The following is a 25,184-nucleotide window of genomic DNA, read 5'->3' on the forward strand; positions in this document are numbered from 1 at the left end:
TGCGGTTTTGTCCGGCGCCGTTTTCAATGCTGGGGGCGGGGGCACCGGGGCCGGCAGCGGACGACGGCGGCGCCCGCCGCGCCGGGGCGGGCACCGCCGTCGTGGCAGGCCTAGGCCTGGGCGCCGGCGATGTTCACCAGCCAGCTGATGCCGAACTTGTCCACGCACATGCCGAAGATGTCGCCCCACGGCGCCTTCTCCAGCGGCACGGTCACGGAGCCGCCGTCGGAGAGCTTGTCCCAGTAGCCGCGCAATTCCGGTTCGTCGTCGCCGCTGAGGGAGACCGAGATGCTGCTGCCGGGGGTGTAGTCCATGCCGGTCGGGGTGTCGGAGGCCATCAGCACCAGGCCGTTGGGGGAGGTCAGCATCGAGTGCATGATCTTGTCCCGCTCGGCCGGGTCGTCGCTGGCGCCGAATTCGCCAAAGGTGCTGCTGTTCAGGTCGCCGCCGAAGATGGAGTGGTAGAACTCCATGGCCTGCCCGGCGTTGTCACGGAAACTGATGTACGGGTTGAGCTGAATGGTCATCTCTGTCCTTCTGGTCGGCATCGTCAACGGTCCGATTATTGACGACCGGCAGGCAATGGGGAAGCCCGGCCGGTCCGTCGCGCCCGGCCCGGTTAGGCCGCGCCGGTGAGCCGGGCGACGGCGATCGGCACCACGATGAGCGCCGCGGCGCAGGCGGCGGCAATCCACCAGCCCCGGCTGCGGCGCACCAGTGCGATGCCGGCCAGCACCGGGGCCGCCGCCATCACGGCCAGGGCGGTGACGCCGAACATTCCGATGCCCGGATCCGGCGCGGAGCATTCGATGAAGCAGCCGGTGAAGCCCACGGCGGCGGCCAGCAGGGCCCAGAACATGGGAATGGCGAGCGCGGCCCAGGCCACCACGGTGAGCAGGATGCCCCACCAGACCGGGCGCCGTGCGGCGTTTCCGGCGATGCCGCCGGCCCCGGACCGGCTATCCGGAGAACGGCGTGAGGACGAGCTTGCCACCGGTATGTCCCTCCATGCCGGCCCGGAACGCCTCCGCGGCCTGCTCCAGCGGATAGGTCCGCTCGACGTCGACGGTGAGCTTGCCGGCGTCGGCCAGGGCGGTCAGCCGCGCCAGTTCCCGGCCGTCGGGGCGCACCCAGACGTAGCTGCCCCCGTGGTCCCGGACGGACGGGTCGGCGATCGAGGCGTGCCGGCCGCCGCCGCGCAGCACGGCCAGGGTCTCCGCCAGCACGCCGCCGACGAGGTCCGCCGCGGCGTCCACGCCCTGCGGTGCCAGCCTGCGCACCCGGGAAACCAGGCCCGGTCCGTATTCCACCGGTTCCGCACCGAGTTCGCGCAGCCGTGCATGGTGGCGGCCGGAGGCGGTGGCGATCACCCGGGCGCCGCGGTCGACGGCGAGCTGGATGGCCATCCGCCCGGCCCCGCCGGAACCGTTGTGGATCAGCAGCGTCTGGCCGGACGCCAGCTCGAGCAGGTCCAGCGTCCGCTGGGCGACCATCCCGGTCAGCGGCAGGCCGCCGGCCTGTTCCCAGCTCAGCGCCGCCGGCTTGCGCGCGACCATGGACACCGGCAGTGCGACCAGTTCGGCAAAGGTGCCGCCGCCCACCGAGTCGCGCCGTCCGTAGGCGTACACCTCGTCGCCGGCAGCGAATTCGGGGGTGTCGAACCCTACCGCCTCGACCACGCCGGCCACGTCCCAGCCCGGAATGACCGGGAAATGCACGTCCAGCAGCCCGTCGAGCTTGCCGCTCATCACCTTCCAGTCCACCGGGTTCACGCCCGCCGCCTTCACCCGGATCAGCACGGAGCCCGGGGGCAGTTTCGGGGCCGGGACGGTGGCGGCCTCCAGGACTTCCAGGCCGCCGTAGCGGGCATAGGTCATGGCTTTCATGGTCCTGTCCATGGCCCCAGCCTACTGGGCGCGTACCGGTCCGGCGCGGTGCCGGCCGGCCCCGGAAGCTCAGCCCAGCGCCGCGGCGATCGCGTCGAACGCCTGGATGGTGGAGAACAGCCGGTACGCATCCTGCGGGTACGGCCAGCTGGAGAGCTTGACCGCAACCAGCTGTGCCGCCTGGTTGATGTAGATCATCTGGCCGTGGATGCCCAGGCACAGCATCACGTTGCTGCCCGGGTACGGGAACCAGCACTGGTTGCGGTACATGCCGCCAGGCATCACGGCGGCATCCGGGCTGGCCGCGAACGCGGCCCGCGAGTCGGGGCCGCCGGCGAGGGTGTCGGCGATCCAAGCCGGGGAGACCACCGGCTGGCCGGTGAGGCTGACGCCGTCGCGCAGGAACAGCGAGCCGAAGCGGGCCAGGTCGCGCAGGCCCGCGTTGATGCCGCCGTCGAACATCCCGGTGCCGACCGGATCGACGCCGATTGTGGCGTCGGCCTGGGCGCCGATCCGGCTCCAGACCAGCTCCGAGAGGAGCACGGGCATCGGGGTGCCGGCCGCCGCTTCGCAGACCCAGCCCAGCACATCGGTCTCGCAGGAGCGGTAGTTGAAGGGGCCGCCGTGCGCGGACTTCTGCTGCAGCGTGAGCAGGAAATCGTACATCGTGGCCGGACCGGCCGGATTCCGCCGGGGCGCCCAGCCGATGGCCTCCTCGAGCAGGCGCACTTCGGCCTGCGGGTCCAGGTAGTCCTCGGAGAACGCGATGCCCGAGCGCATGTCCAGCAGGTGCCGCACCGTTGCCCCGGCATAGCCGGTTCCGGCCAGGGCCGGGACGTAGGCGGTCACGGCCGTGTCGACGTCGAGGGTGCCGGCGTCGCTGAGCGCGCCGACCACGGCGGCCACCAGGGTCTTGCTGACGGACATCAGCAGGTGCGAGGTGTCCGCCGTCATCGTGCCGAAGTACTGCTCGGTGACCGTGAGGCCGCGGTGCACCACCATCCAGCCGTCCGTTTCCGTGGCGGCCATGATCTGGCCGACGGTCCGCGGCCCGCCCAGCGCCGGCAGCGGGACGACGACGGCGTCCAGCGGCGAGGGGGCGGCGGGCAGATCCGCCACCGGACCGGCGCCGCGGAAAATGCGCGCGGTCGGCAGGAACCCGGCGACATTCTGGAAGGTCCAGTGCTGGTTCGGGGCGGTCTGCCAGTTCGCCAGGTCGATGCCCGGGGGAAACCCCTGCTGGCCCAGGCCGGGTGCCGCCCCGACCCTGTCCCGGGGACCACCGGGCGGGGGCGGTTGCTCCGTGCCAGAGGTCATTTGACCCCGTCCGCCGGCAGGTCTTTTGGGGCGTCGGCGTCCGCCAGCGCAACCCCCGCATAGGCGGCCCGCAGCGACTTGATCAGGTGCTGCGCGCGGATGGTCAGGGCCGTGCCGTTCTGGCCGGCATCGAACTGCAGCCGCCCCTTCGTCACCAGGATGCCCAGGTCGGCGCCCTTCCATCGGTAGTCGCCCGGGCCGTAGACGCGCAGGAAGAATGCCTCGGATTCGTCCTGCAGCTGGTGCCAGTCCAGGGCGGCGCGGCCGAACACCAGGGCGCCGCTGGCATCGAGATAGTACTGGCCGGTGCGCGGCGTCGCGGTCAGCTGTTCGACGATCGGCGAGGTTTCCTTGATGATCATCTGGCTCCAGACATCGGCCGAGGCCAGCTCGTCCCACCGCTGGTTGATCTCATCGACGTCGAGCTCGAAGTCCACATCCATGAATTCAAGCAGATGGAAGAGGAACAGGGGAACATCGGCGTAGGCGCCGGCCGTCACGTTGGTGATGGCCGAGGCGCCGCTGATCCGCGGGTTCAGTTCGCCGAGGTAGACCTCGCCGTTGTCGGTATCGACCAGCAGGTCGACTTCGAAGAAGCCCCGGTAGCCTTCCTTGGCCAGCCGGTCGCCCAGGCGCCGGACCAGTTCCACGGCGCGGGTGCGCTGCCCGCCCTCCAGCACGCACGGGTGCATTTCGTTGCCGCACCAGCCGCCGCGGTAGGGCGTGAGCTCGGCATAGCCCGTCAGTTCCGTCATGAACGGCCCGACGACGGTACCGCAGCGGGTGAGCACGGCCTCCACCGCGACCGGGCGGTTGTTGATCCGGCGCATCACCTTGATGTCCTGGCCGATGATCTGGTCCTTGTGCCGGTCCCAGTCCGCTTCCGAGCAGATGAAGAACGTGGTCTTGCCGGAGTCGCCGTACGGGGTCTGCACCACCAGCTCATCGCCGAGTCCCGCCGCTTGGGCGGCGGCCACGAGCCCGGGCCAGTCCTCGACCTTGGTCAGCACGTTCGGCACGCTGGGGGCGTTGGCCTCGTTGCCGAGCCGGGTGGTGACGATCTTGGAGTCCAGATGCTCGCGCAGGCCGGCGGCGGGCAGGATCAGGTCGTAGCCGAGTTCGGCGCAGATGCCCTCGGTTTCCGCGTCGAAGAACACCATCGCGACCTTCGGCCGGGCTCCGGCCGGCGTGCGCCGGGACATAAACGCCCTGACTTCGGGATTCCTCAGCAGCCAGTTGTTGATCTGCTCGGCGCTGTTGAACGTCCGTTCGGACTTCTGCGCGGGGGAGAACAGCCGGGGGTGGGCGCCATCCCAGCCGTCGTAGTAGGAGATGTAGGAGAAGTTCCGGACCCAGCGGTCCAGCCCCAGCAGATTGAACGGAGTGGCGCCGACGAAGAAAATCGGCACGTCGTTGGTGCGGAAGAAATGCCGGACCTCGGACACGTTCCGCAGCGCATGCCGCACCGGGGCCGGTGCAGCGGGGGCGAACGCGGCGTCGGTGCCCACGCTGATGTCCTTCGGGCCGGCCGGTGCCGGGGCGGCTGCCGCCGCCAGCTGCGCCTGCTGCTGTTGCTGCTGTTCCAGGACCTGCACCAGGCTCGGGGCCTGCTCCTGCTGCGGCCGGTGTGCTGCGGTATTCCGGAACAGGCGGCTGAGGCCAGCCTTGGGTTTGGGGCGGTTCAAAGGCATGATGATGGGCCTTCCGTACGTGGCGGCTGGGAGTGGATGGTGGCTCGAGGCGGGCCCAGCTTAACCAACGTGGGTAGCCGTTTCGTTATATAAGTGCGCTGACTTGTTACCTGTTGGGAGGCTGGCGGATAAGTTCCCAAGTCAGTGCCGGGGGAGCGGGCAGGGCGCGGCAAGCCCGGCGCATAACGGGTGCGTAACGGTTCGACACAATGTTGTCCGGATTACAAAAACGGCTTGGGTCTCTGCCGCCGGCGCCGGGCGGGGCAGGATCCGGGGTCAGGGGAACTCGGTGTAGGGGGTGTCCGCCTTCCCGTCCCGGTCCTTGTCGCCGTAGGCTTCCCGCTCGAGTTCCTCGGCCTTGGCCTTGCTGCCGCCGTGGGCCAGGTCCTGCGGGTCCCCCAGTTCCCTCAGCTCTTCGTCCAGTGCCGCGTTGGCACGTTCGTCCTCGCGGCTGGCAGCGCTGCGCAGCGGCACGGACCAGGATGCACGGAACCCCCTGTCGGGATTCGGGAGGCTGCCTCCCGGATCCCGCCAAGGGGTTCCTGTACCTACGGATTTCCAGCGGCCGGGACGGTTAGCCCGCGCCGCCCTGCCACAGCGCGTCGAACGGGGCGTTGGAGGACACCCTGGCCTTGATTCCCGCGGTCACGAAGGCCTTGGCCGTGCGGGCCGCCTCCAGCGGTGCGGCGCCCTTGGCCAGCTCCGCGGTGATGGCGGCGGCCAGCGAGCAGCCGGCGCCGCTGACGGCGACCTCGCCCACCTTCGGGGCTCTGAGCACCTCAAGGGTCTGCCCGTCGTAGTAGACATCCACGGCGTCCGGGCCCTCAAGCCGCACGCCGCCCTTGGCTAGCACCGCCGCGCCCGAGGATTCGTGGATGCGCCGCGCGGCCTCGGTCAAGTCCTCCACCGACGTGATCGGCATGCCGGCCAGGGACTCGGCCTCGAAGTGGTTGGGCGTGACGAAGGTGGCCAGCGGCAGCAGCCGGGCCTTGAGCGCCTGGTCGGTGTCCAGGGCGTGGCCGGGCTCCTGGCCCTTGCAGATCAGCACCGGGTCCAGCACGATGTGCTTCCAGTCCTGGGATTCCAGGGCGGCCGCGACGGTGTCGATGGTGGCGGGCGAGCCCATCATGCCCAGCTTCACGGTGTCCAGGGAGCCGGCGTAGCAGCTCTGCACGGCCTCGAGCTGGTCCGCGATGACCTGGGGCTCCACCGGCACGAATCGGTGGTTCCAGTTCTCCTTCGGATCGAAGGAGACGATGCAGGTCAAGGCCGCGATGCCGTAGGTGCCCAGCTGCTGGAAGGTCTTCAGGTCGGCCTGCGCGCCGGCACCGCCGGTCGCTTCGGAGCCGGCGATGGCCAGGGTGATCGGGGGAGTGGTCGAAGCAGACATGGCCATAATGCTATCGGGCCGACGGCGGCGGCCTGGCACCCGGGCCGGGCAGCGGGCGGGCGGGAACGACGCCGGCATCCGCCGTCGTACTAACCGCGGACGGTGACCATGCGCCAGACCGAGGCGCGGCCGATCGCCGCGCACAGGCCCACCATCACGGCGAACCAGACGGTCTCCAGCGGATCCCCGCCGTACAGCAGCAGGAAGATCAGCCAGGCGGCGAGCCCGACGACCACGAAGAAGGCCAGCACATGCAGCCACTGGGCGCGGACCGGCCGCAGCAGCATGCCCAGGGCAAAGGCGATCGGCGCCCCGAGGACCAGTCCGATCGCGGCCACGTAGAGGAAGACGACCAGGCCCATGAAGACCGTGCTGCTCAGGTGCAGCTCTCCGTAGGGGCTGCCGACCAGGGAGATGGCCAGGACCGCCACGGAAAATACCGCCGCGGTGCTCAGGAAGCCCACGGCGAAGGCGCCGGGGCCGAAAATCACCCGGTGCCGCGGGTTGGGGTCCAGGAAGTCGTCGAATTCCTCGACGTCGAAGCCGTCATCGGGCTCCTGCGGCTCCTGCTCCGGCGCCCTCATGCCTTCTCCCCACGGATCAGGCCGGCGGTCTCCTCGATGATCTTGCGGACCACCGGCAGCCGGGCCAGCACCACGAGCTTGGCCACCAGCGGCACCCCGTTGGCGATCAGCCGCCGGGTCCGTTCCTGCCTCGGGGAGCTGTCGTAGGCCCAGTACAGGGTGATGCCCCGGTGCAGCAGGCTGAGCAGGTCCGGCAGGCTCGCCCGGACGGCCAGCGGCGGCAGCGGACGGGAGCGCCGCACCGCCTCGCGGAACAGCTCCACCGACGCCTGCCGGGCCGGGGCGCCGGCCGGGACGCTGGTTCCCATCGCGGCGGACACGAAGACGGGGCCGAAGCCGTGGTAGGGCCCGAGCACGTCCAGCCCGGCGCCCAGGATGGCCCGCAGGTGCTCGCCGAGGCTCTGGCCCTCCCGCAGCAGCGGCAGGCAGCGGGCCAGATGCTCGGCCTGCAGCTGGCCGTAGAACTCGCGCACGAGCTCGTCCTTGGAGCCGAAATAGTAGTACGCGTTGCCCACGGAGACCCCGGCGGCCAGGGCGATGGCCCGCATCGTGGTCTTCTCGTAACCGCCGTCGCGGAACAGCCGCATCGCCGTGTCCACCAGCAGCTGCCGGGTCTGCCCGTGCCTGGGCGTCCGGACGGGAAGGACCGGAGCGGCCGCCGTCATCATTCCTCCTTGCCGGTGCGTCCGGATCCGGGCCAACATGGTTTTTGAACGCGTTCAAATGATATACGACCGCGCCGGGGTCCGGACGTGGGACAATGGACGGCGGTCCGGGTGGCAGGCGGGCCCGAGCGGGGTGCGGTCCACCTGCTGTGGCGGCGAAACCGGCACCGCGGGAGCACTCCATCCCTCCAGACAGCGGACGCACTTTTGTACCCGGCCCGGGGCGGCAGGCGTCGCGCGAACCACTAGCTACCAAGGTGAACCATCGGATGACTCAACTGCAGACTGCCCACCGCGCCCGCTTCGCCTCGATCGGCAGCCCCTACTTCGGCATCATGCTGGCCATCATGGCGGTGGTGCTGATCCTGTCCAACATCGGCGCCTCCAAGGGAGTGCTGATCGGTCCGGTGGTGACCGACGGCGGCTTCTTCCTCTTCCCGCTGGCCTACATCCTCGGCGATGTGATCAGCGAGGTGTACGGCTTCAAGGTGGCGCGCAAGGCCATCGTCACCACCTTCGCCCTCTCGGTCTTCGCCTCGCTGTGCTACTGGGTGGTCATCGCGCTGCCCGGCTTCGATGACGACTACGGGCTGGCCAAGCAGGCCGCGCTGGAGAACGCGCTCGGCCCGGTGCCGCTGATCGTGCTGGCCAGCCTGCTCGGCTTCCTGGCCGGGCAGACCATCAACTCCTGGGTGCTGGTGAAGATGAAGCAGCGCTTCGGCGAGCCGAAGCTGTGGGCCCGGCTGATGGGCTCCTCCGGTGTGGGCGAGTTCGCCGACACGCTGATCTTCTGCTCCATCGCGGCCTCGGTCATCGGCATTACGGACTTCGGCATGTTCGCCAACTACGTCGTCGTCGGCTTCGTGTACAAGACGCTGGTGGAGTTCCTCTTCGTCCCGGTGACGACGGCGGTGATTCGCTGGGTGAAGCGGCGCGAGCCGTCCTACGGCCGGATCGCCGCTTAGCGTTCGCCAGCTAGTGCCGAGGGACCCGCCGCGAGCGAAGCGAGCAGCGGGAAGGCACGACGCGCTGCCCCGCACGCTCCGCGCACGGGGACCCCGGGCGGGCTCTCTTGCCGGACCGTCAGTTGAGGGAGAACGCCGGGGCGGCCGACAGGTCGGTGACGGTCCGCGGCTTGGCAATGAGGTAGCCTTGGGCCGTGTCGCAGCCCAGTTCGCGGAGCACCTGAAGCTGCTCCCTGCGCTCCACACCCTCGGCGGTCACCTTCAGCCCCAGCGCGTGGGCGGCCCGGATGAGGCCGCCCACGAACGAGGCCTCATGGTGCGACCGGTCGATATCGTCGATGAACGATTTGTCGATCTTCACGGTGTTGAGCGGAAGGCTCCGCAGCATCGAAATCGAGGAATATCCGGTGCCGAAGTCGTCCAGGTCGACCCGGATGCCGATGGCCTGGAGCTGCCGAAGCTGCCGGCTGGCTTTGGGCAGGTCCGCGATGGCAGAGCTTTCGGTGATCTCCACCCGGATCAGGCTGGCGGGTATGGCCTGGGCCTGCAGCGCCGCGGTCAGGTCCGCCACGACGTTGTCCGCGGCAAGCTGGATGGGCGAGACGTTGATCGAGATGGTGCGGGGGGTGCCCGCGTCCAGCCAGAGCCGGGCCTGGCCGCAGGCTTCGTTGATCACCCAGCGGCCGATATCGTGGATCAGCCGGACGCTTTCGGCGATGGGGATGAACTCGGCCGGGGGCACGTCCCCGAGTTCCTCGTCCTGCCAGCGCAGCAGTGCCTCGACGGAGGAACTGTTGCCGGTGGAGAGTTCCAGCTGGGTCTGGTAGTGCAGCCGGAACGAGCTGTTCTCCACGGCCAGCTGGAGCCGGCGCCGGATGTGCGCGTGCCGGGCGAAACGCGAGGTTTCGCGGCGCTCCAGCCAGACCACCCGCCCCTTGCCGGAGTTCTTCGCCTCCAGCATGGCCCCGTCGGCCTGGCGCAGCAGCACGTCCAGCTGGCTGAGCTCCTCGTCCTGGACGATATCGCTGGCCATGGCCAGCCCGATGGACGCCGAAATATGCAGGTTGTGGCCTTCGTGGAAGAAGGGCTCGGCGGCTTCGTCAAGGATCCTGTTGGCAACCCGGTGTGCCGCGTCGGCGGTGACATCGATCAGCAAGGCCGCAAACTCATCACCGCCCAGCCGCGCCAGGACGTCGGTCGGACGGACGCAGCGCCGCAGCCGTTCGGTGAACTCGACCAAAACGTCGTCGCCGGCGCGGTGGCCGAAAGTGTCGTTGACCGTCTTGAAGCTGTCCAGGTCGATGAAGAGGATCGCCACCCGGCTGCGGTCGCAGTCGCCGATGAGGTCCAGGCCTTGCTCGTCCAGCAGCCGCCGGTTCGGCAGGCCGGTCAGCCGGTCATGCAGCGCCTCGTACCGGAACGTATCCGAGATCGCGTGGAAGACCTGCGAGACGGACACGACCCGCGGGCCGTCCTCGCCACGGATCAGGAAGTCCTGGTAGCGGGTGCGTGCCGGACGCTGCAGGATCAGCTGGGCGGCCGCCAGCAGGGGCAGGCGCGGGTTGAGAGTAAACGTTTCATCAGGGGGCAGGTCGGCCACCTTGGTCCGGCTGTGCAGGGCCCGGCCGTAACCGAGCCGCCCGCTGAGCTCGAACTCCAGCCGTTCCCGGGTCAGCAGCCAGCAGCTGCCCGGGGTCTCGACCACCACGGACCGCAGGGTCCGGTCGGCGCGAAACGAGGCGTCCAGCTCCCTCACCGGGATTTCCGCGGAGACCACGGAAACCTCGTGCCCCAGGCTGCACAGCTGCGGGATTCCGTCCTGCCGGGGCATGGCGAAGGGGGCGGCACTGATAGTCATGGCGTATGCATACCACATCCGGATGCATGCTAAGTGAACCGATTCACCATGGTGGCAGGCGTAGCCTTGAGCCATGGAGTTCCTCACGGGTGTGGGCCTCTCGTCGGCCGCCGGGCTCAACGCCTATATCCCGATGCTGATCCTGGGCCTGCTGGACCGCTATACCGGGCTGGTGCAGCTGCCGCCGGCCTGGGCCTGGCTCTCCAACGGCTGGGTGCTGGCCATCCTTGGCGCCCTGCTGGCGGTGGAGATCGTGGCGGACAAGGTTCCGGTGCTGGACAGCATCAACGACTGGCTGCAGACCGTGGTGCGCCCGGCCGCCGGCGGGATCGTGTTCAGTTCGGGTGTGTCCTCGGAGACCGTGAGGGTCGCCGATCCGGACTCGTTCTTCGGCAGCAACCAGTGGATCCCGGTCGCGATCGGGATCGGCATCGCGCTGGCCGTGCACCTGGTGAAGATGACGATGCGGCCGGTGCTCAACGCCACCACCGCCGGTACGGCGGCACCGGTGGTGAGCACGGCCGAAGACGCGGTCAGCGCGGGGCTGTCTTTCGTGGCCGTGCTGCTGCCGGTGCTGGTCCTGGTCGGGCTGGCCGCCCTCGGCATGGTCCTGTTCCGGACCTACCGGCGGTTCCGGCGCCGGGCCGCTGCCTGAGCTGCGGCAGGGGAGCGGACGGCTATGGCGGAGCACCAATCGACAGCCGGATCTTATCCCTATCACAGCTGCCTCCTAGGTTCTGCGCCTAGGCTGGTGGCCCGCAGCCTCACTCCTCACGTTGCCGGGCCGGACGGCAGCACGGACCGCACGGTGGGATGACTGCGGTACCGCAGCTCCTGCCTGAAGACGAAGCGTCGGACTTGGGAAGGCGGATCAGGTGGACGAAAACCTGGCTCCGGAACCATCGAACAGCCTGCTCGGCGGCAGGTACCGGCTGGGGCCGGTGATCGGCCGCGGCGGCATGGGCGCCGTCCACCGCGGCCTGGACCAGGTCCTGGACCGGGAGGTGGCCGTCAAAGTGTTCGGCCCCGACCAGATGGACCCGGGCCAGCTCCGGTGGCAGCAGCAGGAAATCGCCATGCTGGCGCGACTGAACCACCCGGGGCTGGTTGCGCTCTACGATGCGGGAAGTTCCCCGTGCGACGGCGGGACACTGTGCTGGCTGGTGATGGAACTCATTCCCGGTGCGGACCTGGGACTATATCTGGAGTTCGGGCCGCTGGACCTGGGAGCGACGGCCCGGATCGGCGCAGAGCTGGCCGATGCCCTGCACTACATCCACCGGTGCAATGTGGTCCACCGGGACGTGAAGCCGGGCAACATCGTGATGGCCCGGTATTTCGACGACGACGGACCCCGGCCCAAACTGGCCGATTTTGGCATCGCCAAGACGATGGACGCGGTCCAGCTGGCCTATGCGGACACGTCGCTGGGCACGGCAGGCTATCTCAGCCCGGAGCAGGTCACGGGGGCGGACGTCGGGCCGGCATCGGATGTGTACTCGCTGGGACTGGTGCTGCTGCAGTGCCTCACCGGCAGGGTGGAGTATCCAGGGCCCGCCATGGAATCGGCGCTGGCCAGGCTGGCACGGCCGCCGGGCATTCCGGCGAGTCTGGACCCGCACATGGCCGGGCTCCTGGAGGCCATGACGGCCACCGAGCCCCGGCGGCGCCCGGACTGCCTCGAAGCGGCCCGGACCCTGCGCAGGATCGCCGGCCGTGACGAGGCGCCCGCGGGCCGGGACTGGCCGGCCGCGGGGTGGGAGGGAGCAGCCGCTGGTTGGGAGGAGCCGGCCGCGGGGTGGGAGGGAGCAGCCGTTGGTTGGGGGGAGCCGGCCGCGGGGTGGGACAGACCGCCTGCCGGCCGGGACGCTGATACCGCGGTCTACCGTCCGGCACCCACGGCCCGCCTCTTTGCCGAGGAGGCTCCGGACTCCGCCGGGCCGGCCCCAGCCCCTATCCTGCCGGCGCTGGAGGCCAACCAGCTGACCAACGCCACCCAGGCCTGGCCCTGGCTGCCCCTGTCGGATCTGCCGGCATGGCAGCCATTGCCCGACGACGGGTTCACCCGGTCCGGCAGCAGGCCCACCCGCGGACTCCCCGGCCGCCTGCTGCGGCTGGCCCTGGGGGCAGCGGTGGTCCTGATTTTTGCGTCCGCGGCGCTGGTTTTCGGCGCTGCCCTGCTCGGTCCGGCGTTGTCCGGCCTGGGACCATCGCCGTCGCCCGCCGTGCCTGCCCAGCTGGAGGACCACCTGCGGCAACTGGAAGGAAGCCTGACGCCATGACCCGGCCGAGAATCCTTGTCCGTACGCTCCTGCCCGGTATTTTCGCCGCGGCCCTGCTCGGTGGCTGCAGCCTGCAGACAGCGGAGGTCGCCGGAGCCGCAGCAGACAAGCTGCAGGAACGTGTCCAGACTGTCAGGCAGCTGGTTTCGGAACAGAAGCCTACCGCGGCCCTGGACGAGATCAACGCGCTGGCTGACGACCTGGCTGCGGCGGCCGCCAACGGGGAAATCTCGACGGCGCAGCAGCAGCGCGCGGAGACGGCCCTCGCCGCCGTCCGCACGGATCTGGAGTCGATGGTCCAGGACACCACGGCCCCGGCGGAACCCACCGACGAAAGCAGCGGCGGCCGGGACGGCCGGCAGGAGGACGGGGACCGCAGCGGCGGCCGGGACGGCCGGCAGGAGGACGGGGACCGCAGCGGCGGCCGGGACGACCACGACAGCTGGAACCACGACGAGGCCCAGGACGAAGACCAGGACGGTGAGGACCAGGACGACGACTATGGCTGGGACGAGGACGATGACTGACACCGCCGCCGGCGGGAGCGCTCAGCCGTAATAGCGGCCCAGGGTCTCCGCCTTGAAGTCGAAGAAGGTTCCGTCCGCGATGGCCCGCCGGGCGTCGTCGACCAGTTTGACGATGAAGCGCTCGTTATGGATGGAGATCAGCGTGTGGCTGACCATCTCCCCGGCCTTGTGCAGATGGTGGATGTAGGCGCGGGTGTAGTTCGCGCAGGCGTAGCAGTCGCAGCCCTCCACCAGCGGGCCGAAGTCCTTCTTGAACCTGGCGTTGGACAGGTTCTTGCGGCCTGCCGGGGTGTAGAAGGCGGAGTTGCGGGCCACCCGGGTGGGGGAGACGCAGTCGAAGGTGTCCGCGCCGTTCTCGATGGCGGTGAAGATGTCGTCCGGTTCGGAGATGCCCAGCAGGTGCCGGGGCTTGTTCTCGGGCAGTTCCTCGTTGCACCAGCGCACGATGGTGCCCAGGTTCTCCTTCTCCAGCGCCCCGCCGATGCCGAAGCCGTCGAAGTTCATGTTGCCCAGGTCCCGGCTGGCCTTGCGCCGCAGGTCCTCGTACTGGGCGCCCTGGATTACGCCGAAGAGCGCCTGGTACGGCCGGTGCGAGCGTTCGGCGGTCAACCGTTCGTGCTCGGTGACGCAGCGCTCGGCCCAGCGCCGGGTGCGTTCGAGGCTTTCCTCCTGGTAGCCACGGGAGTTCTGCAGCGTGGTCAGCTCGTCGAAGGCGAACATGATGTCCGCGCCGAGCTGGTGCTGGACCTGCATCGACACCTCGGGGGTGAAGCGGTGCCGGTCCCCGTTCAGATGGGACTTGAACCACACGCCGTCGTCGTCCACGTGCGCCAGGCGCTCCTTGCCGGCGGCCACCTGGTCGTCGGGTCCGGACTGGTCCACCGCGTCCATGTTGATGACCTTCTTGAACCCCGAGCCCAGGCTCATCACCTGGAAGCCGCCGGAGTCGGTGAAGGTGGGGCCGGCCCAGTTCATGAACCGGCCCAGTCCGCCGGCGGCGTCCAGCACCTCCGGGCCCGGCTGCAGGTACAGATGGTAGGCGTTGGCCAGCAGGGCCTGGGCGCCCAGGTCGCGCATGGCTTCGGGCAGCACGGCCTTGACCGTGGCCTTGGTGCCGACGGCGATGAAGGCCGGCGTCTGGATCTGCCCGTGCGGGGTGGAGATGGTGCCCGTGCGCCCGAGGAATCCGCCGCCGTTGGCTTGGGTGTGGGCGGCCGTCGGCGCAGCGGTCTCGGCCAGGCGCTGGCCGATGGTGAAGGAGAAGTCAGACTGGGGCACCTATCCATTTTGCCCGACGCCGCCAAATCGGGTCCGGCGGGGCCGGACGGTGACTGGTTGGTCACAAAAGTGGGCGGCCTAGGTAGTTGACCGGTAAACTATCTGCGTGGCGGGTGGCCATGGATCCGCGGCGGTCCGCCGCCCGGCCCCCGAAGCCGCCAGTGCCGCCGGAACTCTCCTGCCGGATCCGGCAGGGCAGGCAGCGCCCCTCGGCGCACCCCGGATTTGCCAGCCGGCCCGGGCCGGCTTCGGCCCGCCCGCGCCGGACCTGGATGTATTGGCGCAGGAACAACGAAAGGACCCGCAGACAGGCAGTGGCAGGCACACTCAAGCAGCACGTCAAGGAATTCCTCCGGGTCGGACCGGCCCGGAACGACCACTATGTGGCCACCCGGGTTGCCATCAGCGGCGGCGTACCGCTGCTGGCCCTGCTGGCCATGGGCCGGTACGACCTGATGGTCTTCGCGGCCTTCGGCTGCATTGCCGGCATCTTCGGCCGCGGCGAGGAGCACGGCAGCCGGCTGGTCCACCAGGCGCAGGCCGGCGGCCTGCTGATGCTGATGATGTTCTCCGCGTATCTTGCGTCCCTGCTCGGCGGCGGGGCCTGGCTGACCGTCGCCGGCGTCTCGGCGGCCGCCATGCTGTTTTCGCTGGCGGTCAACTACTTCGAACTGCGGCCCGGAGGCGTCGTCTTCTTCACCTTCGGCTTCGGCGCGATCGGCTCCGTCCACCACACGGCGCCGCTGTGGCAGGCCATGCTCACCGGGTTCCTGACCGTCGTCTTCTCCGTCCTGGTGGGCATCAGCAGCCGGCTGGTTCCGTCCTGGCGGACCTCGCTGGCGCTGCCCCGGCGTGCGCACTTCGACCGCGCCCGGTGGCGGGAATTTGGCATCGAGGCCGGTGTCAACGGGCTGGCGGTGCTGGCGGCCGGCAGCCTGGCGACGGTGGTGGGGCTGGGGCACAACTACTGGGCGATGGTTGCCGCGGTGGCGCCGCTGACCGGCCCGTCGCTGGCCCAGCGCGTGCACAAGGGCGTGCACCGGATCCTCGGCACCTTTGCCGGCGTCGGCACCACGGCCCTGCTGCTGTTCTGGCATCCGCAGCCGTGGGCGATGGTGCTGATGGTGATCTTCATGCAGTTCATGGCGGAGATGCTGGTCATCAGGCATTACGCTGCGGCGCTGATGTTCATCACCCCGATGGCGCTGATCATGGCCGAACTGGGCAAGCCCTCCGATCCCGGGCCGCTGCTCGCGGACCGGGCCTTCCAGACGCTGATCGGCGCCGTCGTCGGGCTAGCGCTGGTGTACGCGATGCACCGGCGGACGCTGCGCAAGCAGGCCGCCGGCCGCCGGCTGCGGGACCGGGAAACGGCCGGAGGTCAGCCGCCGGCGATCGGGCCCGCCTCGTTGCCGATCACCAGCGGTTCGGAGGACGGGAAGTGCCTGGTCCTCCAGCCATCCCACTTCGAGCGCAGCTCCGAGAGGGCCTTGGCACCCAGACCGTAGCTGGTGATGAGCACCTGCGTGCCGCCGTCGGGCCGGGTCGGCGTGGCGGGCAGGTCCGCCACGATCAGCAGTCCGTCCCCGTGCCCGGCGTAGGAGCGCACGGTCAGGCCCACCTGGTGCGCCGACCGGAACCAGACCTTGCCGGCCAGCGATTCGCCGGTGCCGAGCGTGGCTTCGTAGTCCTCACCCGGTGCCGGCAGCTTGTCCAGGCCGAGGTTGTGGGCGGCGCCGCCGTGCGGGGCCGAATTGTCCTGGAAGTAGGTGGTCTGGCGCTTGTCGTTTGGATGGCGTTCCAGCGCGAACCGCAGCTGCTGCAGGAAGGACTGCCAGCCCTCGCGGACATCCTCCTCCGGCGGCTCGTTGGGACCCGGTGCGGCGCCGCTGCGCGCCACGGTGACCTTGGTGCCGTCCCCGACCGGTTCCAGGGTGAACGTATAGCGGCCGCCGAGGGTCAGGCTCCGGTGGTCGGCACTTTCGACGGCGTCGGAGAAGTAGATCAGCTCGATCTCCTCGTCCAGGCCCTCCGTTTCCCAGCCATGCCATTGGGCCAGCCGGGACGGTTCGCGCAGCATGACCCACACCTGCCGGGCGTCGGCGTTGATGTGGACGCTCAGCGGCTCGGTCTCGGTATCAACAGTGCTATCCGACATGGCGCCGACTCTACCCCTGACGTGCGGGGGGTGGCCAGAGGCAGGGTGCGTGCCGCTAGTTCAGCGCCCGGATGGCAATCAGCTCGTTGCTGATCCGCCGGTCCAGCTCCAGCGGATCCAGCGTCTCGGAGCCGCCGTGCGTGCGCAGGAACATCAGCACGCCCAGGCGCAGCACCCGCCAGTCCCGCTCGGCGGGCTTGTCCACCGCCGCCATGGCGCGGTGGATCTCCTTGTCGTACAGGTTCGGCTCGTTCATCTGGCGCTGCCGCACGGTGGCGCTCATCTTGGCCCGGAACGGATCGCCGTCGTCGGCGGCGTCGGGGGCGCGCAGCGCCTCGGCGAACCGGTCCGCCGCCGCCAGGTCCCCGGCGTCGTAGCTGATGTAGGCGGCCAGGGCCAGCGCGGACTCGATCCACTTCCAGCGCCCGAAGTTCCCGTCGTAGGGCAGGTCCGTGATCAGCCGGCAGACGGTCAGGGCGTTGTCCTTGTCGTCCAGGTCCACGAACAAGGTGTGCGCCAGGTCCCGCACGTCCTGGAGGTTGCTGCCGGACTTGGTGTTCAGGCCGCGGCTGAGCCGGGCGGCGATGCGCTGGATCCTGGGCCGGTCCGGATGGGCGCGGGCGACGGCCACGATCACCGCCTCCGGGGTGCCCTCCTCGGCCGGAATCAGCTCCAGGTCATCCAGCGCCAGCGCGGTGCCCTTGATCAGCTTGGGCCGGTTGGAGACCACGCGGATGGTGGAATTGTGGGCGATCCGCACGCTGGTGCCGTCCTCGAGCGTGGCGATGATCAGCGCCGGGGTGCCGAAGTCGTCGTGTTCGACGGCGGTGGAGACCACCGCCGCCGAGTGCGTGCGGTTGCGGGTCAGGAACCTGTGTCCGCGGGTGACAGCCTCAGCCTTGACGATATTGATGTATGTCTTCAGCTGAAGCTCTATCATCGGTGCACCCTTCATCAACCCGCCTGAACCCGGCCCCCGCCCTAGTATATGGAACCGTTACCAAAGCGGCGGCGGAGCCACGCGGAGCCGGCGGCATCCGTCCGGCCGGATACGGCCCGGGCGGGCCGGAGGCAGACAGTCAGCGGCACCAGCCGGCATGGGCCAGGGCCTGGCGCAGCAGGTTGCCGCGGCCGCCGGTGAACTCGGCCTGCACCTGCGGGCTCAGGGCGTCCTGCGGGGACATCCAGGTCAGCTCGAGGGCATCCTGCCGGGGATGGCACTCGCCGGTGACCGGGATGAGGTAGGCCATGGCGACGGCGTGCTGCCGGTCGTCGGTGAGGCCGGTTTCCGACGGCGAGGGGAAGTACTCGGCCACGGTGAAGGGGATGGGGCTGGCCGGCAGCTGCGGCAGGGCCAGCGTCCCGAGGTCCTTCTCCAGGTGCCGGAGCAGGGCGGCGCGGATGGTCTCGCGGTACATCACCCGGCCGGAGACGAAGCTGCGCACGAACTCGCCGTCGGCGGTGGCCTGCAGCAGCAGGCCCACCTCGGTGATGTAGCCGAGGGCATCGAGCCGGACCGGGACGGCTTCCACGTAGAGCATGGGCAGCCGCTGCCTGGCTTCGTACAGGTCTTCTTCCGAGAGCCAGCCGGGGTACGGGTCGGGTGTGCGCACGTTCATATAGTTGTTCTACCTTACGACCCCGGAACCGTCACATTAGGGAGTGCTCCGGCCGCCATTACACTGGGCGCCATGGCTGCCGAACTGCCCGAACTGCTGCTGCCCGACGCCGCCGCCTGGCGCGGCTGGCTGGCGGACAACCACTTAGCGTCGCCCGGGGTCTGGCTGGTGCTGGGCAAGAAGGGCGGCGACGTCACCGCGCTGACCTACGACGATGCCCTGGACGAGGCGCTGTGCTTCGGCTGGATCGACGGGCAGGTGGCCAAGCGGGATGCCGGCAGCTACCGGCAGCGGATGACCCGGCGCGGGCCGAAGAGCGCGTGGTCGGCTCGCAACGTGGCGCATGTGGAACGGCTGGAGGCCGAGGGTCGGATGCAGGACGGCGGCCGGGCCGCCGTCGACGCCGCGAAGGCGGACGGGCGCTGGGAGACGGCTTACGCGGGCCAGGCCCGGGCCGAGGTGCCGGCGGACCTGCTCGCCGCGGTGGCCGCGGTACCCGAGGCGCAGGCGATGTTCGAGGTGCTGTCCGCGGTGAACCGCTATGCCCTCTGCTACCGGCTCAACGCGCTGAAGACCCCTGCCGCCCGGGAACGGAAGATCGCCCAGTTCGTGCAGATGCTGGCCCGGCACGAGGCACCGCACCCGCAGCGGAAGAAGCCGTAGGGCGGGGTGCCGGGCGGCGGTTGCGTGCCGCCCCGCCCGGTTTTGAGCCGCCGCCCCCTTGTTTACCCTTCAAGCAACGCGCCGGCCTGCGGCGATGCCGGCGGGGGATTTCAATGGTGGGCGGGGAGGCCCGCCGTGCCGGGCCGGGTCAGGCCGGGAAGGCGACGCCTTCGCCGATGACGCGCAGGGACAGCTCGGAGCCGGGTTTGGCCAGGGTGGCGTTCCAGTGCCGGATGGTGATGGTCTCGCCGTCCAGGTCGCTGCTGCCGCGGCCGTCCGGGTGGAGCCGGAGCCGGACGGTGATTTCCGGTCCGAAGAAGTCGGTTTCCAGCACCGTGCCCTTGATCTGCCCGTCCGGGACGATCCGGATCTGTTCCGGACGCAGCATCAGGTGCACCTTGCCCTGGCAGGTGGGCCGGCGCACCGGGATGCCGCCGAGCGCGCAGGTGGCCAGCGAGCCCTGCAGGTCGGCGTCCAGGATCACCGCATCGCCGAGGAACTCCGCGGTCTCGCGGTCGCTGGGCCGGGTGTAGACCACGAACGGGTTGCCGATCTGGGCCAGCTCGCCGCGGCGCATCACCGCCACCTGGTCCGCGAAGGACAGCGCCTCGCCCTGGTCGTGCGTGACCAGGATCGTGGTGACGCCGGCCTCGGCCAGGGTGCGGGCCACGGCTTTGCGGGTGGCCACCCGCAGGCCGGCGTCCAGCGCGCTGAACGGCTCGTCCAGCAGCATCAGTTCCGGTTCCCGGGCCAGCGCCCGGGCCAGGGCCACGCGCTGCTGCTGCCCGCCGGACAGCTCGTCCGGGCGGCGCCGCGCATAGCCGGGCTCCAGCGAGACCATCTCGAGCAGTCCGGCCACCCGGGCATCCACCGCGGCCCGGCCGGCGAACTTCTTCTTGTCCAGGCCAAACGCGATGTTCTGGCCCACGCTCAGATGCGGGAACAGCGCCCCGTCCTGTGCCACATAGCCCACGTTCCGCCGGTGCGCCGGAATCCAGCGGCCCTCGCCGGCCACGCGTTCGCCGGCCAGGGTGATGGTGCCCGAGTCCGGCGCCTCGAACCCGGCAATCAGCCGCAGCAGCGTGGTCTTGCCGCTGCCCGAGGGGCCCACGATCGCCGTCGTAATGCCCCGGTGCACGGACAGGCTGACGCCGCGCAGCACCTCGGTGTCGCCGAAGGATTTGGTGACCTTGTCGATGATCAGGTGGCTGTCCGGTGTAGGGGTATCGGCTGAGGCTGGGCTCACGGGTGGACGCTTTCGTTTGGGGCGGGGCCGGGCTTACTGCCCGGCGGCCTTCTGGGACTGGGTGTAGAGCAGGTAGGTCATCGGCAGCGAGAGCAGGATCAGGATCAGCGCGTACGGCGCGGCGCCGCTGTAGTCGATCTGCGAACTGAGGATCCAGAACCGCGTGGCCAGGGTGTTCACGCCGGTGGGCGAGAGCAGCAGCGTGGCGGTCAGTTCGTTGGCGATACCCAGGAAGACCAGCGCCGCGCCGCCGGCGGCCGCCGGGGCGGCCATGCGCAGGGTGATCTTGACGAACGTCGCCAGCGGGGAGCGGCCCAGCGACTGCGAGGCTTCCTCCAGTTCCTGCGGGACCTGGGCCAGCCCGGAGCGCAGGTTGACCAGCGCCCGGGGCAGGAACAGCAGGGCGTAGGCGGCGATGACCAGCGGCACACTCTGGTAGAGCGGGCGGAGGAAGTTGATGGCCACGGTCACGAAGGCCAGCGCCACCACAATGCCCGGCAGCGAGGAGGTGATGTAGTTGGTCCCCTCGAGCAGCCGGGTGAACCAGCTGGGGTAGCGTACCGCCAGCCAGGCCAGCGGGAAGGCCAGCAGCACCGTCACCAGGGCGCCGGCCAGGCCGAAGAACAGGGTCTGCAGCAGCGTGTGGACGATCATCGGCCCGTTCCAGACCTCGGCGCCGCCGGCGAGGGTCCAGCGCAGCACGTTGCCCAGCGGCACACCCAGGGCCAGCAGCGCCAGCACGGTGACGGCGGCCAGTGCCGGCAGCCGGTAGCGGCCCAGCGGCAGGGGCTCGGGCCGGCCGGCGACGCCGGAGCCGAGCCGGGCGTAGCGGGCGTTGCCGCGCAGCCGGGATTCGAGCAGCAGCATCAGCAGGCAGAAGCCCACCAGCACGCTGGCCAGCATGTTGGCGGCGGCGCCGTTGAAGGTGGAGCGGTACTGTTCCATGATCGCCGTGGTGAAGGTGTTGAACCGGATCATGGAGAAGGCGCCGAATTCGGCCAGCAGGTGCAGGCCCACCAGCAGCGCCCCGCCGGTGATCGGCAGCCACAGCTGCGGCAGGATGACCCGGAAGAACGTCCGCCAGCGGCCCAGCCCCAGCGAGGCCGCCGCCTGTTCCTGCGCCGGGTCCATCCGGCGCAGCGCCGCGGCGGCCGAGATGTAGACCAGCGGATAGTAGGAGAGCACCGAAATCAGGGTGCCGCCGCCGATGCCGCTGAGCGAGGGGATGGTGCTGACCCAGGCGTAGCTGTTCACGAAGGCCGGCACGGCCAGCGGCGCGGCCAGCACCAGGGCCCAGAACCGGGCGCCGGGCAGCCGGGTGCGTTCCACCAGCCAGGCGGCGCCGATGCCGATCACGATGCACAGCGGCACGGTCAGCAGGATCAGCGCCACGGTATTGAACAGCAGCTCGCCGACCCGGGGCCGGAAGATGAGCCTGGCCGCGGTTTCCCCGCCGGTCAGCACGGTCATGGTGATGACGAAGCCCAGCGGCACCAGCGTGGCCAGCGTGACCGCCACGGCCGCGGCAACCATGCCTGCCGGCGGGCGGGAACGGCCGCGCCGGTTCCGGACCCGGCCCCCGGTCTTGTCGCGGTTCGGGCGGGAGACGACCGTAGCCGGGGTCATCGGACCCCGGCTACCGGCAGAAGATAAAACACCACTTCAGAATATCTGGTTCTAGAGCAGGCCGGCGTTCGTCATCAGTTCGACCACCTGCTGGCCGTTGAGCTTGGCGGGATCCACCTTGGGGGCCTCCAGCTCCTCGATCGGGACCAGGCCCGCGCGCAGGGTGGCATCCTTGCCCACCGGGTACTCGTAGTCAGCGCCGGTGCCCAGCGTCTCCTGGCCCTTCTTGGACGTGATGAACTCCACGAACTTCATGGCGTCCTCCTGGTGCTGGGAGGACTTCAGCACGCCGGCGCCGGAGATGCTCAGGAACGCGCCGGGGTCCTGGTTCTTGAAGTAGTGCGTGGCCACATTCGCGGAGTTTTCCTTGGTCTTGGCCTGGTCCGCGACGTAGTAGTAGTGGTAGATCACCGCGCTGTCGATCTCGCCGGCGTTGACGGCCTTCATGGCGGCGCCGTTGCCGGGGTAGACCTTGGCGTTTTCCTTCATGGCCTTCAGCCAGTCCGCGGTGGCCTGCTCGCCCTTGAGTTCCAGCATCGCGGAGACAATGGCCTGGAAATCGGCGCCGCCGGGGGCGGCGCCCCACTTGCCGGCCCACTTCGGGTCCGCCAGGTCCATCAGGGACTTGGGCAGGTCCGCCTCCTTGAGCTTGTCCTTGTTGTAGACGAAGACGGTGGAGCGGGCGGCGACGCCGGTCCACTTGTCCGAGGACGGGCGGAATTCCTCCGGCACGTTGGCCTTGACGGTGTCCGAAATGTCGGCGAACAGGCCGGCATTCTCCACCTGCGTCATGGCCGGGGAGTTTTCGGTGATGAAGACATCGGCGGGGGAGGCGTCGCCCTCCTGGATGATCTGGTTGCTCATTTCGGTGTCGTCACCCTGACGCAGGTTGACCTTGATGCCGGTCTCGGCGGTGAACTCGTCCACCCAGGCCTGGGTCATGGTTTCGTGCTGCGCGTTGTAGACGGTGATCCCGGCGCCGCCGGAGCCGGCTCCCGCGGAGCCTTCGGGGGTGGCGCTGCCGGAGCCGCAGGCGGCCAGCGTCAAGGCCGCGGCGGCGGCGGTGGCAGCGAAGGACAGCTGCTTGAGTCGGAACTTCATCGGAAACCTTTCGGGAACAGGGGCCGGGCAAGGGTAGGTATGCCTTACCCGGCGGAGCATTCCCCGCTATTGTTCACGACGGTGCGGCTATTTCGCAACATTTACGTCACCTAATGACCGCGGCGGCTTCGAGGGTCAGCCAGGCCTGCAGCTGGGTGGACAGTTCCACGGCCGTCCCGGGCGGGTAGGATTCCTCCGCCGCGACGGCCGCGTCCGCGGAGAAGACCAGCGACTCCCCGGTCCGGTGGCGCTGGAACCGGCGGCCGTCCCAGAAGGCATCCGCCGTCCGGAGCACCAGCCCGGCGGCCAGCTGCCGCACCCCGGAGGGCAGGCCGCCGGCGGCCGCCGCGGCGGCGAGGTAGCGGGCGAGGATGCCGGTGAACAGCCCGCCGTCGCCGGACCCGTGGCTGAGCAGCACCGGCCCGCCCGGCAGCTGCCGGGTCAGCCCGCCGGCCACCCCCTGGACGACCTCCGCCGCGCGGCGCAGGTCCGGCCCGGTACCCAGTTCCAGCAGCGCCCCCAGCACCGGACCCTGGTTGTAGCTGTAGACCTCGGGCACCAGCGTCTGCCGGCCGCCGGCGGTGCGGATGCCGTCCTGGTACAGCTGCCGCGCCGGGTCGTAGAGCCGCGCGTCCAGCCAGTCCAGCAGGTCCCGGGCCCGCTGCCGCTGCCCGGTGCGGGCAAAGTACAGGGCAGCCGGGGCGGTTGCCGGGGTGTTCTTGAAATCCCGCGCGATGTTCCAGAACAGGCCGCCGCCCAGTTCCGGGGTGTGCGCGGATTCCAGCTGGGGCAGCAGCACCGCCGCGGCGTGCCGGGTGCGCCGCCGGGGCTTGCCGGCCGCGGCGGCCAGCGCGTCCAGCCGGTGGGCGGCCAGTGCCAGCCAGGCCATGTCGTCGAAATAGGCATTGGCGAAGCGCAGATGGTTGCGCAGCCGGATGGTGCCCAGCACCCGCGCGGCCAGGGCGCCGGCGCTGGGGCCGTAGCCGCCGTCGTAATGCAGCCCGCGGACCAGCTCCCGGCGGCCGGCGTCCACCAGGGCGTCGATGTAGTGCGCCTGCCACCAGTAGTGCCACGGCCGGCCGAGGTAGCACGGCGCCCGCCGCGGGCTGCTCACCGCGCCCAGGTGCGTGCCGGGCAGGCCCAGCAGGCGGCGGCCGAACTGGCCGACGACGGCGGTGGCGGCCTCGTCCGCCCGGCCCCCGGCCAGGCGTGCGGCCCGTTCGTCTGCTGCGGTCGACATGGCCCCAGCATAGGGGCCCGGGCCGGCCGGCAGGGCCGGGTTATGCTGGCGTCGTCAGCGCGCCGGACGGCGCACCGCAGACCGCAGGGAGCAGCCCATGGAGATTGCCAACACCGTTGCACTGATTACCGGCGGCGCGTCGGGGCTGGGCGCGGCCACCGCCCGCAGGCTGTACGACGCCGGGGCGTCGGTGGTCCTGGTGGACCTGCCGGGGGCGGCGGGCGAGGCCGCGGCGGCCGGGCTGGGGGAGCGGGCCCGGTTTGTGCCGGCCGATGTCACCAGCGGCGAGCAGGTGCAGGCGGCGGTGGAAGCCGCGTCCGGGCTGGGGCCGCTGCGGATCGTGGTCAACTGCGCCGGCGTCGGCACCCCGGGCAAGGTGCTCGGCCGGGACGGCGTGCTGCCGCTGGAGGCATTCGAAAAGGTGGTGAAGATCAACCTGGTCGGCACCTTCAACGTCATCCGGCTGGCTGTCGCGGCCATGGCCGCCACCGAGCCGGTGGAGACCGGGCTGGGCGGACCGGAGCGCGGCGTCATCATCAACACGGCCTCGGTGGCCGCCTTCGACGGGCAGATCGGGCAGCCGGCCTACGCCGCCTCGAAAGGCGGCGTCGCGGCCATGACGCTGCCGCTCGCGCGCGAGCTGGCCCGGTCCCTGATCCGGGTGGTGGCCATCGCGCCGGGGATCTTCGAGACCCCGATGCTGGCCGGGCTGCCGGCCGAGGCGCAGGAATCCCTGGGGCACCAGGTGCCGCATCCGGCCCGGCTGGGCCGGCCGGCCGAATTTGCCGGCCTTGCCGCGCACATCGTGGAGAACGCGATGCTCAACGGCGAGGTGATCCGGCTGGACGGCGCCATCCGGATGGCGCCGAAGTGACGCACGCCGGCGGCAACGGCGTTCCCGCCGGCCGGGGCCGGGCAGGCGCCATCGATGCCCGCGGCGCCGGTGAAGCCGGCCTCCTGATTGTTTGCCGGCCCGCCACAAGAATTCATGAACTTTGCCTAGTACGGCAGCGGGCTGCGGATTATTGTGTGCTTAACCGATTCATTCGCCCGGACCGGTTGCCACTTGCCACGCACCCTGAGGAGTA

General features: G+C 70.1%; 24 protein-coding genes and 1 pseudogene. 7 read left to right on the top strand and 18 right to left on the bottom strand.

Features of this window, described 5'->3' with window-relative positions; genetic code table 11:
• Positions 1 to 110 precede the first annotated feature (110 nt).
• The 9 genes from LVY72_RS12950 to LVY72_RS12990 form a co-directional block, all read right to left on the bottom strand.
• Positions 111 to 527: a VOC family protein gene (locus tag LVY72_RS12950; protein ID WP_237821485.1), complete on the bottom strand. Its 417-nt coding sequence runs from the start codon at positions 525 to 527 to the stop codon at positions 111 to 113.
• Positions 528 to 619: 92 nt separating this feature from the next.
• Positions 620 to 994, bottom strand: a complete 375-nt coding sequence (locus LVY72_RS12955) for a hypothetical protein (RefSeq protein ID WP_237821487.1) — start codon at positions 992 to 994, stop codon at positions 620 to 622.
• Positions 960 to 1,886 (bottom strand): NADP-dependent oxidoreductase, encoded by a 927-nt coding sequence (locus LVY72_RS12960; RefSeq protein ID WP_372463711.1) that lies wholly within the window; start codon positions 1,884 to 1,886, stop codon positions 960 to 962. Before LVY72_RS12960 ends, LVY72_RS12955 begins: the two co-directional genes overlap by 35 nt.
• A gap of 69 nt (positions 1,887 to 1,955) precedes the next feature.
• Positions 1,956 to 3,203 (bottom strand): serine hydrolase domain-containing protein, encoded by a 1,248-nt coding sequence (locus LVY72_RS12965; protein WP_237821491.1) that lies wholly within the window; start codon positions 3,201 to 3,203, stop codon positions 1,956 to 1,958.
• Positions 3,200 to 4,894 carry a biotin carboxylase gene (locus tag LVY72_RS12970; RefSeq protein WP_237821493.1) on the bottom strand — a complete coding sequence of 565 codons (1,695 nt, stop codon included), beginning with the start codon at positions 4,892 to 4,894 and terminating at the stop codon, positions 3,200 to 3,202. The genes LVY72_RS12965 and LVY72_RS12970 overlap by 4 nt, the downstream gene beginning before the upstream one ends.
• 276 nt (positions 4,895 to 5,170) lie before the next feature.
• A complete protein-coding gene (locus LVY72_RS12975) occupies positions 5,171 to 5,368 on the bottom strand; it encodes a hypothetical protein (RefSeq protein WP_237821495.1) in 198 nt (65 codons plus the stop codon).
• A gap of 100 nt (positions 5,369 to 5,468) precedes the next feature.
• Positions 5,469 to 6,284, bottom strand: coding sequence for a hydroxymethylpyrimidine/phosphomethylpyrimidine kinase (locus tag LVY72_RS12980; protein WP_237821496.1), 816 nt, complete (start codon positions 6,282 to 6,284; stop codon positions 5,469 to 5,471).
• A gap of 89 nt (positions 6,285 to 6,373) precedes the next feature.
• The gene (locus LVY72_RS12985; protein WP_237821498.1) at positions 6,374 to 6,868 is read right to left on the bottom strand and encodes a hypothetical protein; all 495 of its coding nucleotides are present in this window, start codon (positions 6,866 to 6,868) and stop codon (positions 6,374 to 6,376) included.
• Positions 6,865 to 7,536 carry a TetR/AcrR family transcriptional regulator gene (locus tag LVY72_RS12990; protein ID WP_237821500.1) on the bottom strand — a complete coding sequence of 224 codons (672 nt, stop codon included), beginning with the start codon at positions 7,534 to 7,536 and terminating at the stop codon, positions 6,865 to 6,867. The genes LVY72_RS12985 and LVY72_RS12990 overlap by 4 nt, the downstream gene beginning before the upstream one ends.
• A gap of 266 nt (positions 7,537 to 7,802) precedes the next feature.
• On the opposite strand from LVY72_RS12990, the gene LVY72_RS12995 reads away from it, so the two are divergent.
• A complete protein-coding gene (locus LVY72_RS12995; RefSeq protein WP_237821502.1) occupies positions 7,803 to 8,498 on the top strand; it encodes a queuosine precursor transporter in 696 nt (231 codons plus the stop codon).
• Between the two features lie 118 nt (positions 8,499 to 8,616).
• Here the strand turns inward: LVY72_RS12995 and LVY72_RS13000 are convergent, their stop codons facing one another.
• Complete coding sequence (locus LVY72_RS13000) at positions 8,617 to 10,356, bottom strand: putative bifunctional diguanylate cyclase/phosphodiesterase (RefSeq protein WP_237821504.1); 1,740 nt, start codon at positions 10,354 to 10,356, stop codon at positions 8,617 to 8,619.
• A gap of 73 nt (positions 10,357 to 10,429) precedes the next feature.
• Between LVY72_RS13000 and LVY72_RS13005 the strand changes: the two genes are divergently transcribed.
• From LVY72_RS13005 to LVY72_RS13015, 3 genes are all read left to right on the top strand, one after another.
• Entirely contained in the window at positions 10,430 to 11,011 is a 582-nt protein-coding gene (locus tag LVY72_RS13005) for a DUF4126 domain-containing protein (protein WP_237821506.1), read from the top strand.
• A 220-nt stretch (positions 11,012 to 11,231) separates the two neighbouring features.
• The gene (locus LVY72_RS13010) at positions 11,232 to 12,638 is read left to right on the top strand and encodes a serine/threonine-protein kinase (protein WP_237821508.1); all 1,407 of its coding nucleotides are present in this window, start codon (positions 11,232 to 11,234) and stop codon (positions 12,636 to 12,638) included.
• Complete coding sequence (locus LVY72_RS13015) at positions 12,635 to 13,165, top strand: hypothetical protein (protein ID WP_237821510.1); 531 nt, start codon at positions 12,635 to 12,637, stop codon at positions 13,163 to 13,165. Before LVY72_RS13010 ends, LVY72_RS13015 begins: the two co-directional genes overlap by 4 nt.
• A gap of 21 nt (positions 13,166 to 13,186) precedes the next feature.
• Here the strand turns inward: LVY72_RS13015 and tgt are convergent, their stop codons facing one another.
• Positions 13,187 to 14,443, bottom strand: a complete 1,257-nt coding sequence (gene tgt / locus LVY72_RS13020; protein ID WP_237821512.1) for a tRNA guanosine(34) transglycosylase Tgt — start codon at positions 14,441 to 14,443, stop codon at positions 13,187 to 13,189.
• A 755-nt stretch (positions 14,444 to 15,198) separates the two neighbouring features.
• Between tgt and LVY72_RS24380 the strand changes: the two are divergent.
• Positions 15,199 to 15,732, top strand: a pseudogene (locus tag LVY72_RS24380) (FUSC family protein); the annotation flags it as partial.
• 92 nt (positions 15,733 to 15,824) lie between these two features.
• Here the strand turns inward: LVY72_RS24380 and LVY72_RS13030 are convergent.
• The 3 genes from LVY72_RS13030 to LVY72_RS13040 all read right to left on the bottom strand — a co-directional run bounded on the left by LVY72_RS13030 (position 15,825) and on the right by LVY72_RS13040 (position 18,220).
• Positions 15,825 to 16,601 (bottom strand): SRPBCC domain-containing protein, encoded by a 777-nt coding sequence (locus LVY72_RS13030; RefSeq protein ID WP_237821514.1) that lies wholly within the window; start codon positions 16,599 to 16,601, stop codon positions 15,825 to 15,827.
• Positions 16,602 to 16,656: 55 nt separating this feature from the next.
• Positions 16,657 to 17,541 carry a DUF6707 family protein gene (locus LVY72_RS13035; protein ID WP_237821516.1) on the bottom strand — a complete coding sequence of 295 codons (885 nt, stop codon included), beginning with the start codon at positions 17,539 to 17,541 and terminating at the stop codon, positions 16,657 to 16,659.
• Between the two features lie 139 nt (positions 17,542 to 17,680).
• Positions 17,681 to 18,220 (bottom strand): NUDIX hydrolase family protein, encoded by a 540-nt coding sequence (locus LVY72_RS13040; protein ID WP_237821518.1) that lies wholly within the window; start codon positions 18,218 to 18,220, stop codon positions 17,681 to 17,683.
• Between the two features lie 72 nt (positions 18,221 to 18,292).
• Between LVY72_RS13040 and LVY72_RS13045 the strand changes: the two genes are divergently transcribed.
• Positions 18,293 to 18,883 (top strand): YdeI/OmpD-associated family protein, encoded by a 591-nt coding sequence (locus tag LVY72_RS13045; protein WP_237821520.1) that lies wholly within the window; start codon positions 18,293 to 18,295, stop codon positions 18,881 to 18,883.
• A gap of 148 nt (positions 18,884 to 19,031) precedes the next feature.
• Here the strand turns inward: LVY72_RS13045 and LVY72_RS13050 are convergent, their stop codons facing one another.
• The 4 genes from LVY72_RS13050 to LVY72_RS13065 all read right to left on the bottom strand — a co-directional run bounded on the left by LVY72_RS13050 (position 19,032) and on the right by LVY72_RS13065 (position 24,096).
• Positions 19,032 to 20,129: an ABC transporter ATP-binding protein gene (locus tag LVY72_RS13050; RefSeq protein ID WP_237821522.1), complete on the bottom strand. Its 1,098-nt coding sequence runs from the start codon at positions 20,127 to 20,129 to the stop codon at positions 19,032 to 19,034.
• Positions 20,130 to 20,162: 33 nt separating this feature from the next.
• On the bottom strand, positions 20,163 to 21,755 hold the full coding sequence (locus LVY72_RS13055; protein WP_237821524.1) for an ABC transporter permease: 1,593 nt from the start codon (positions 21,753 to 21,755) through the stop codon (positions 20,163 to 20,165).
• A 51-nt stretch (positions 21,756 to 21,806) separates the two neighbouring features.
• Positions 21,807 to 22,856, bottom strand: a complete 1,050-nt coding sequence (locus LVY72_RS13060; protein ID WP_237821526.1) for an iron ABC transporter substrate-binding protein — start codon at positions 22,854 to 22,856, stop codon at positions 21,807 to 21,809.
• Positions 22,857 to 22,962: 106 nt separating this feature from the next.
• Positions 22,963 to 24,096 (bottom strand): glycoside hydrolase family 76 protein, encoded by a 1,134-nt coding sequence (locus LVY72_RS13065; protein WP_237821528.1) that lies wholly within the window; start codon positions 24,094 to 24,096, stop codon positions 22,963 to 22,965.
• 97 nt (positions 24,097 to 24,193) lie between these two features.
• On the opposite strand from LVY72_RS13065, the gene LVY72_RS13070 reads away from it, so the two are divergent.
• On the top strand, positions 24,194 to 24,970 hold the full coding sequence (locus LVY72_RS13070) for an SDR family NAD(P)-dependent oxidoreductase (RefSeq protein WP_237821530.1): 777 nt from the start codon (positions 24,194 to 24,196) through the stop codon (positions 24,968 to 24,970).
• Positions 24,971 to 25,184 lie beyond the last annotated feature (214 nt).

The sequence above is a fragment of the Arthrobacter hankyongi genome, assembly GCF_022012395.1.
Taxonomy (GTDB): Bacteria; Actinomycetota; Actinomycetes; order Actinomycetales; family Micrococcaceae; genus Crystallibacter; species Crystallibacter hankyongi.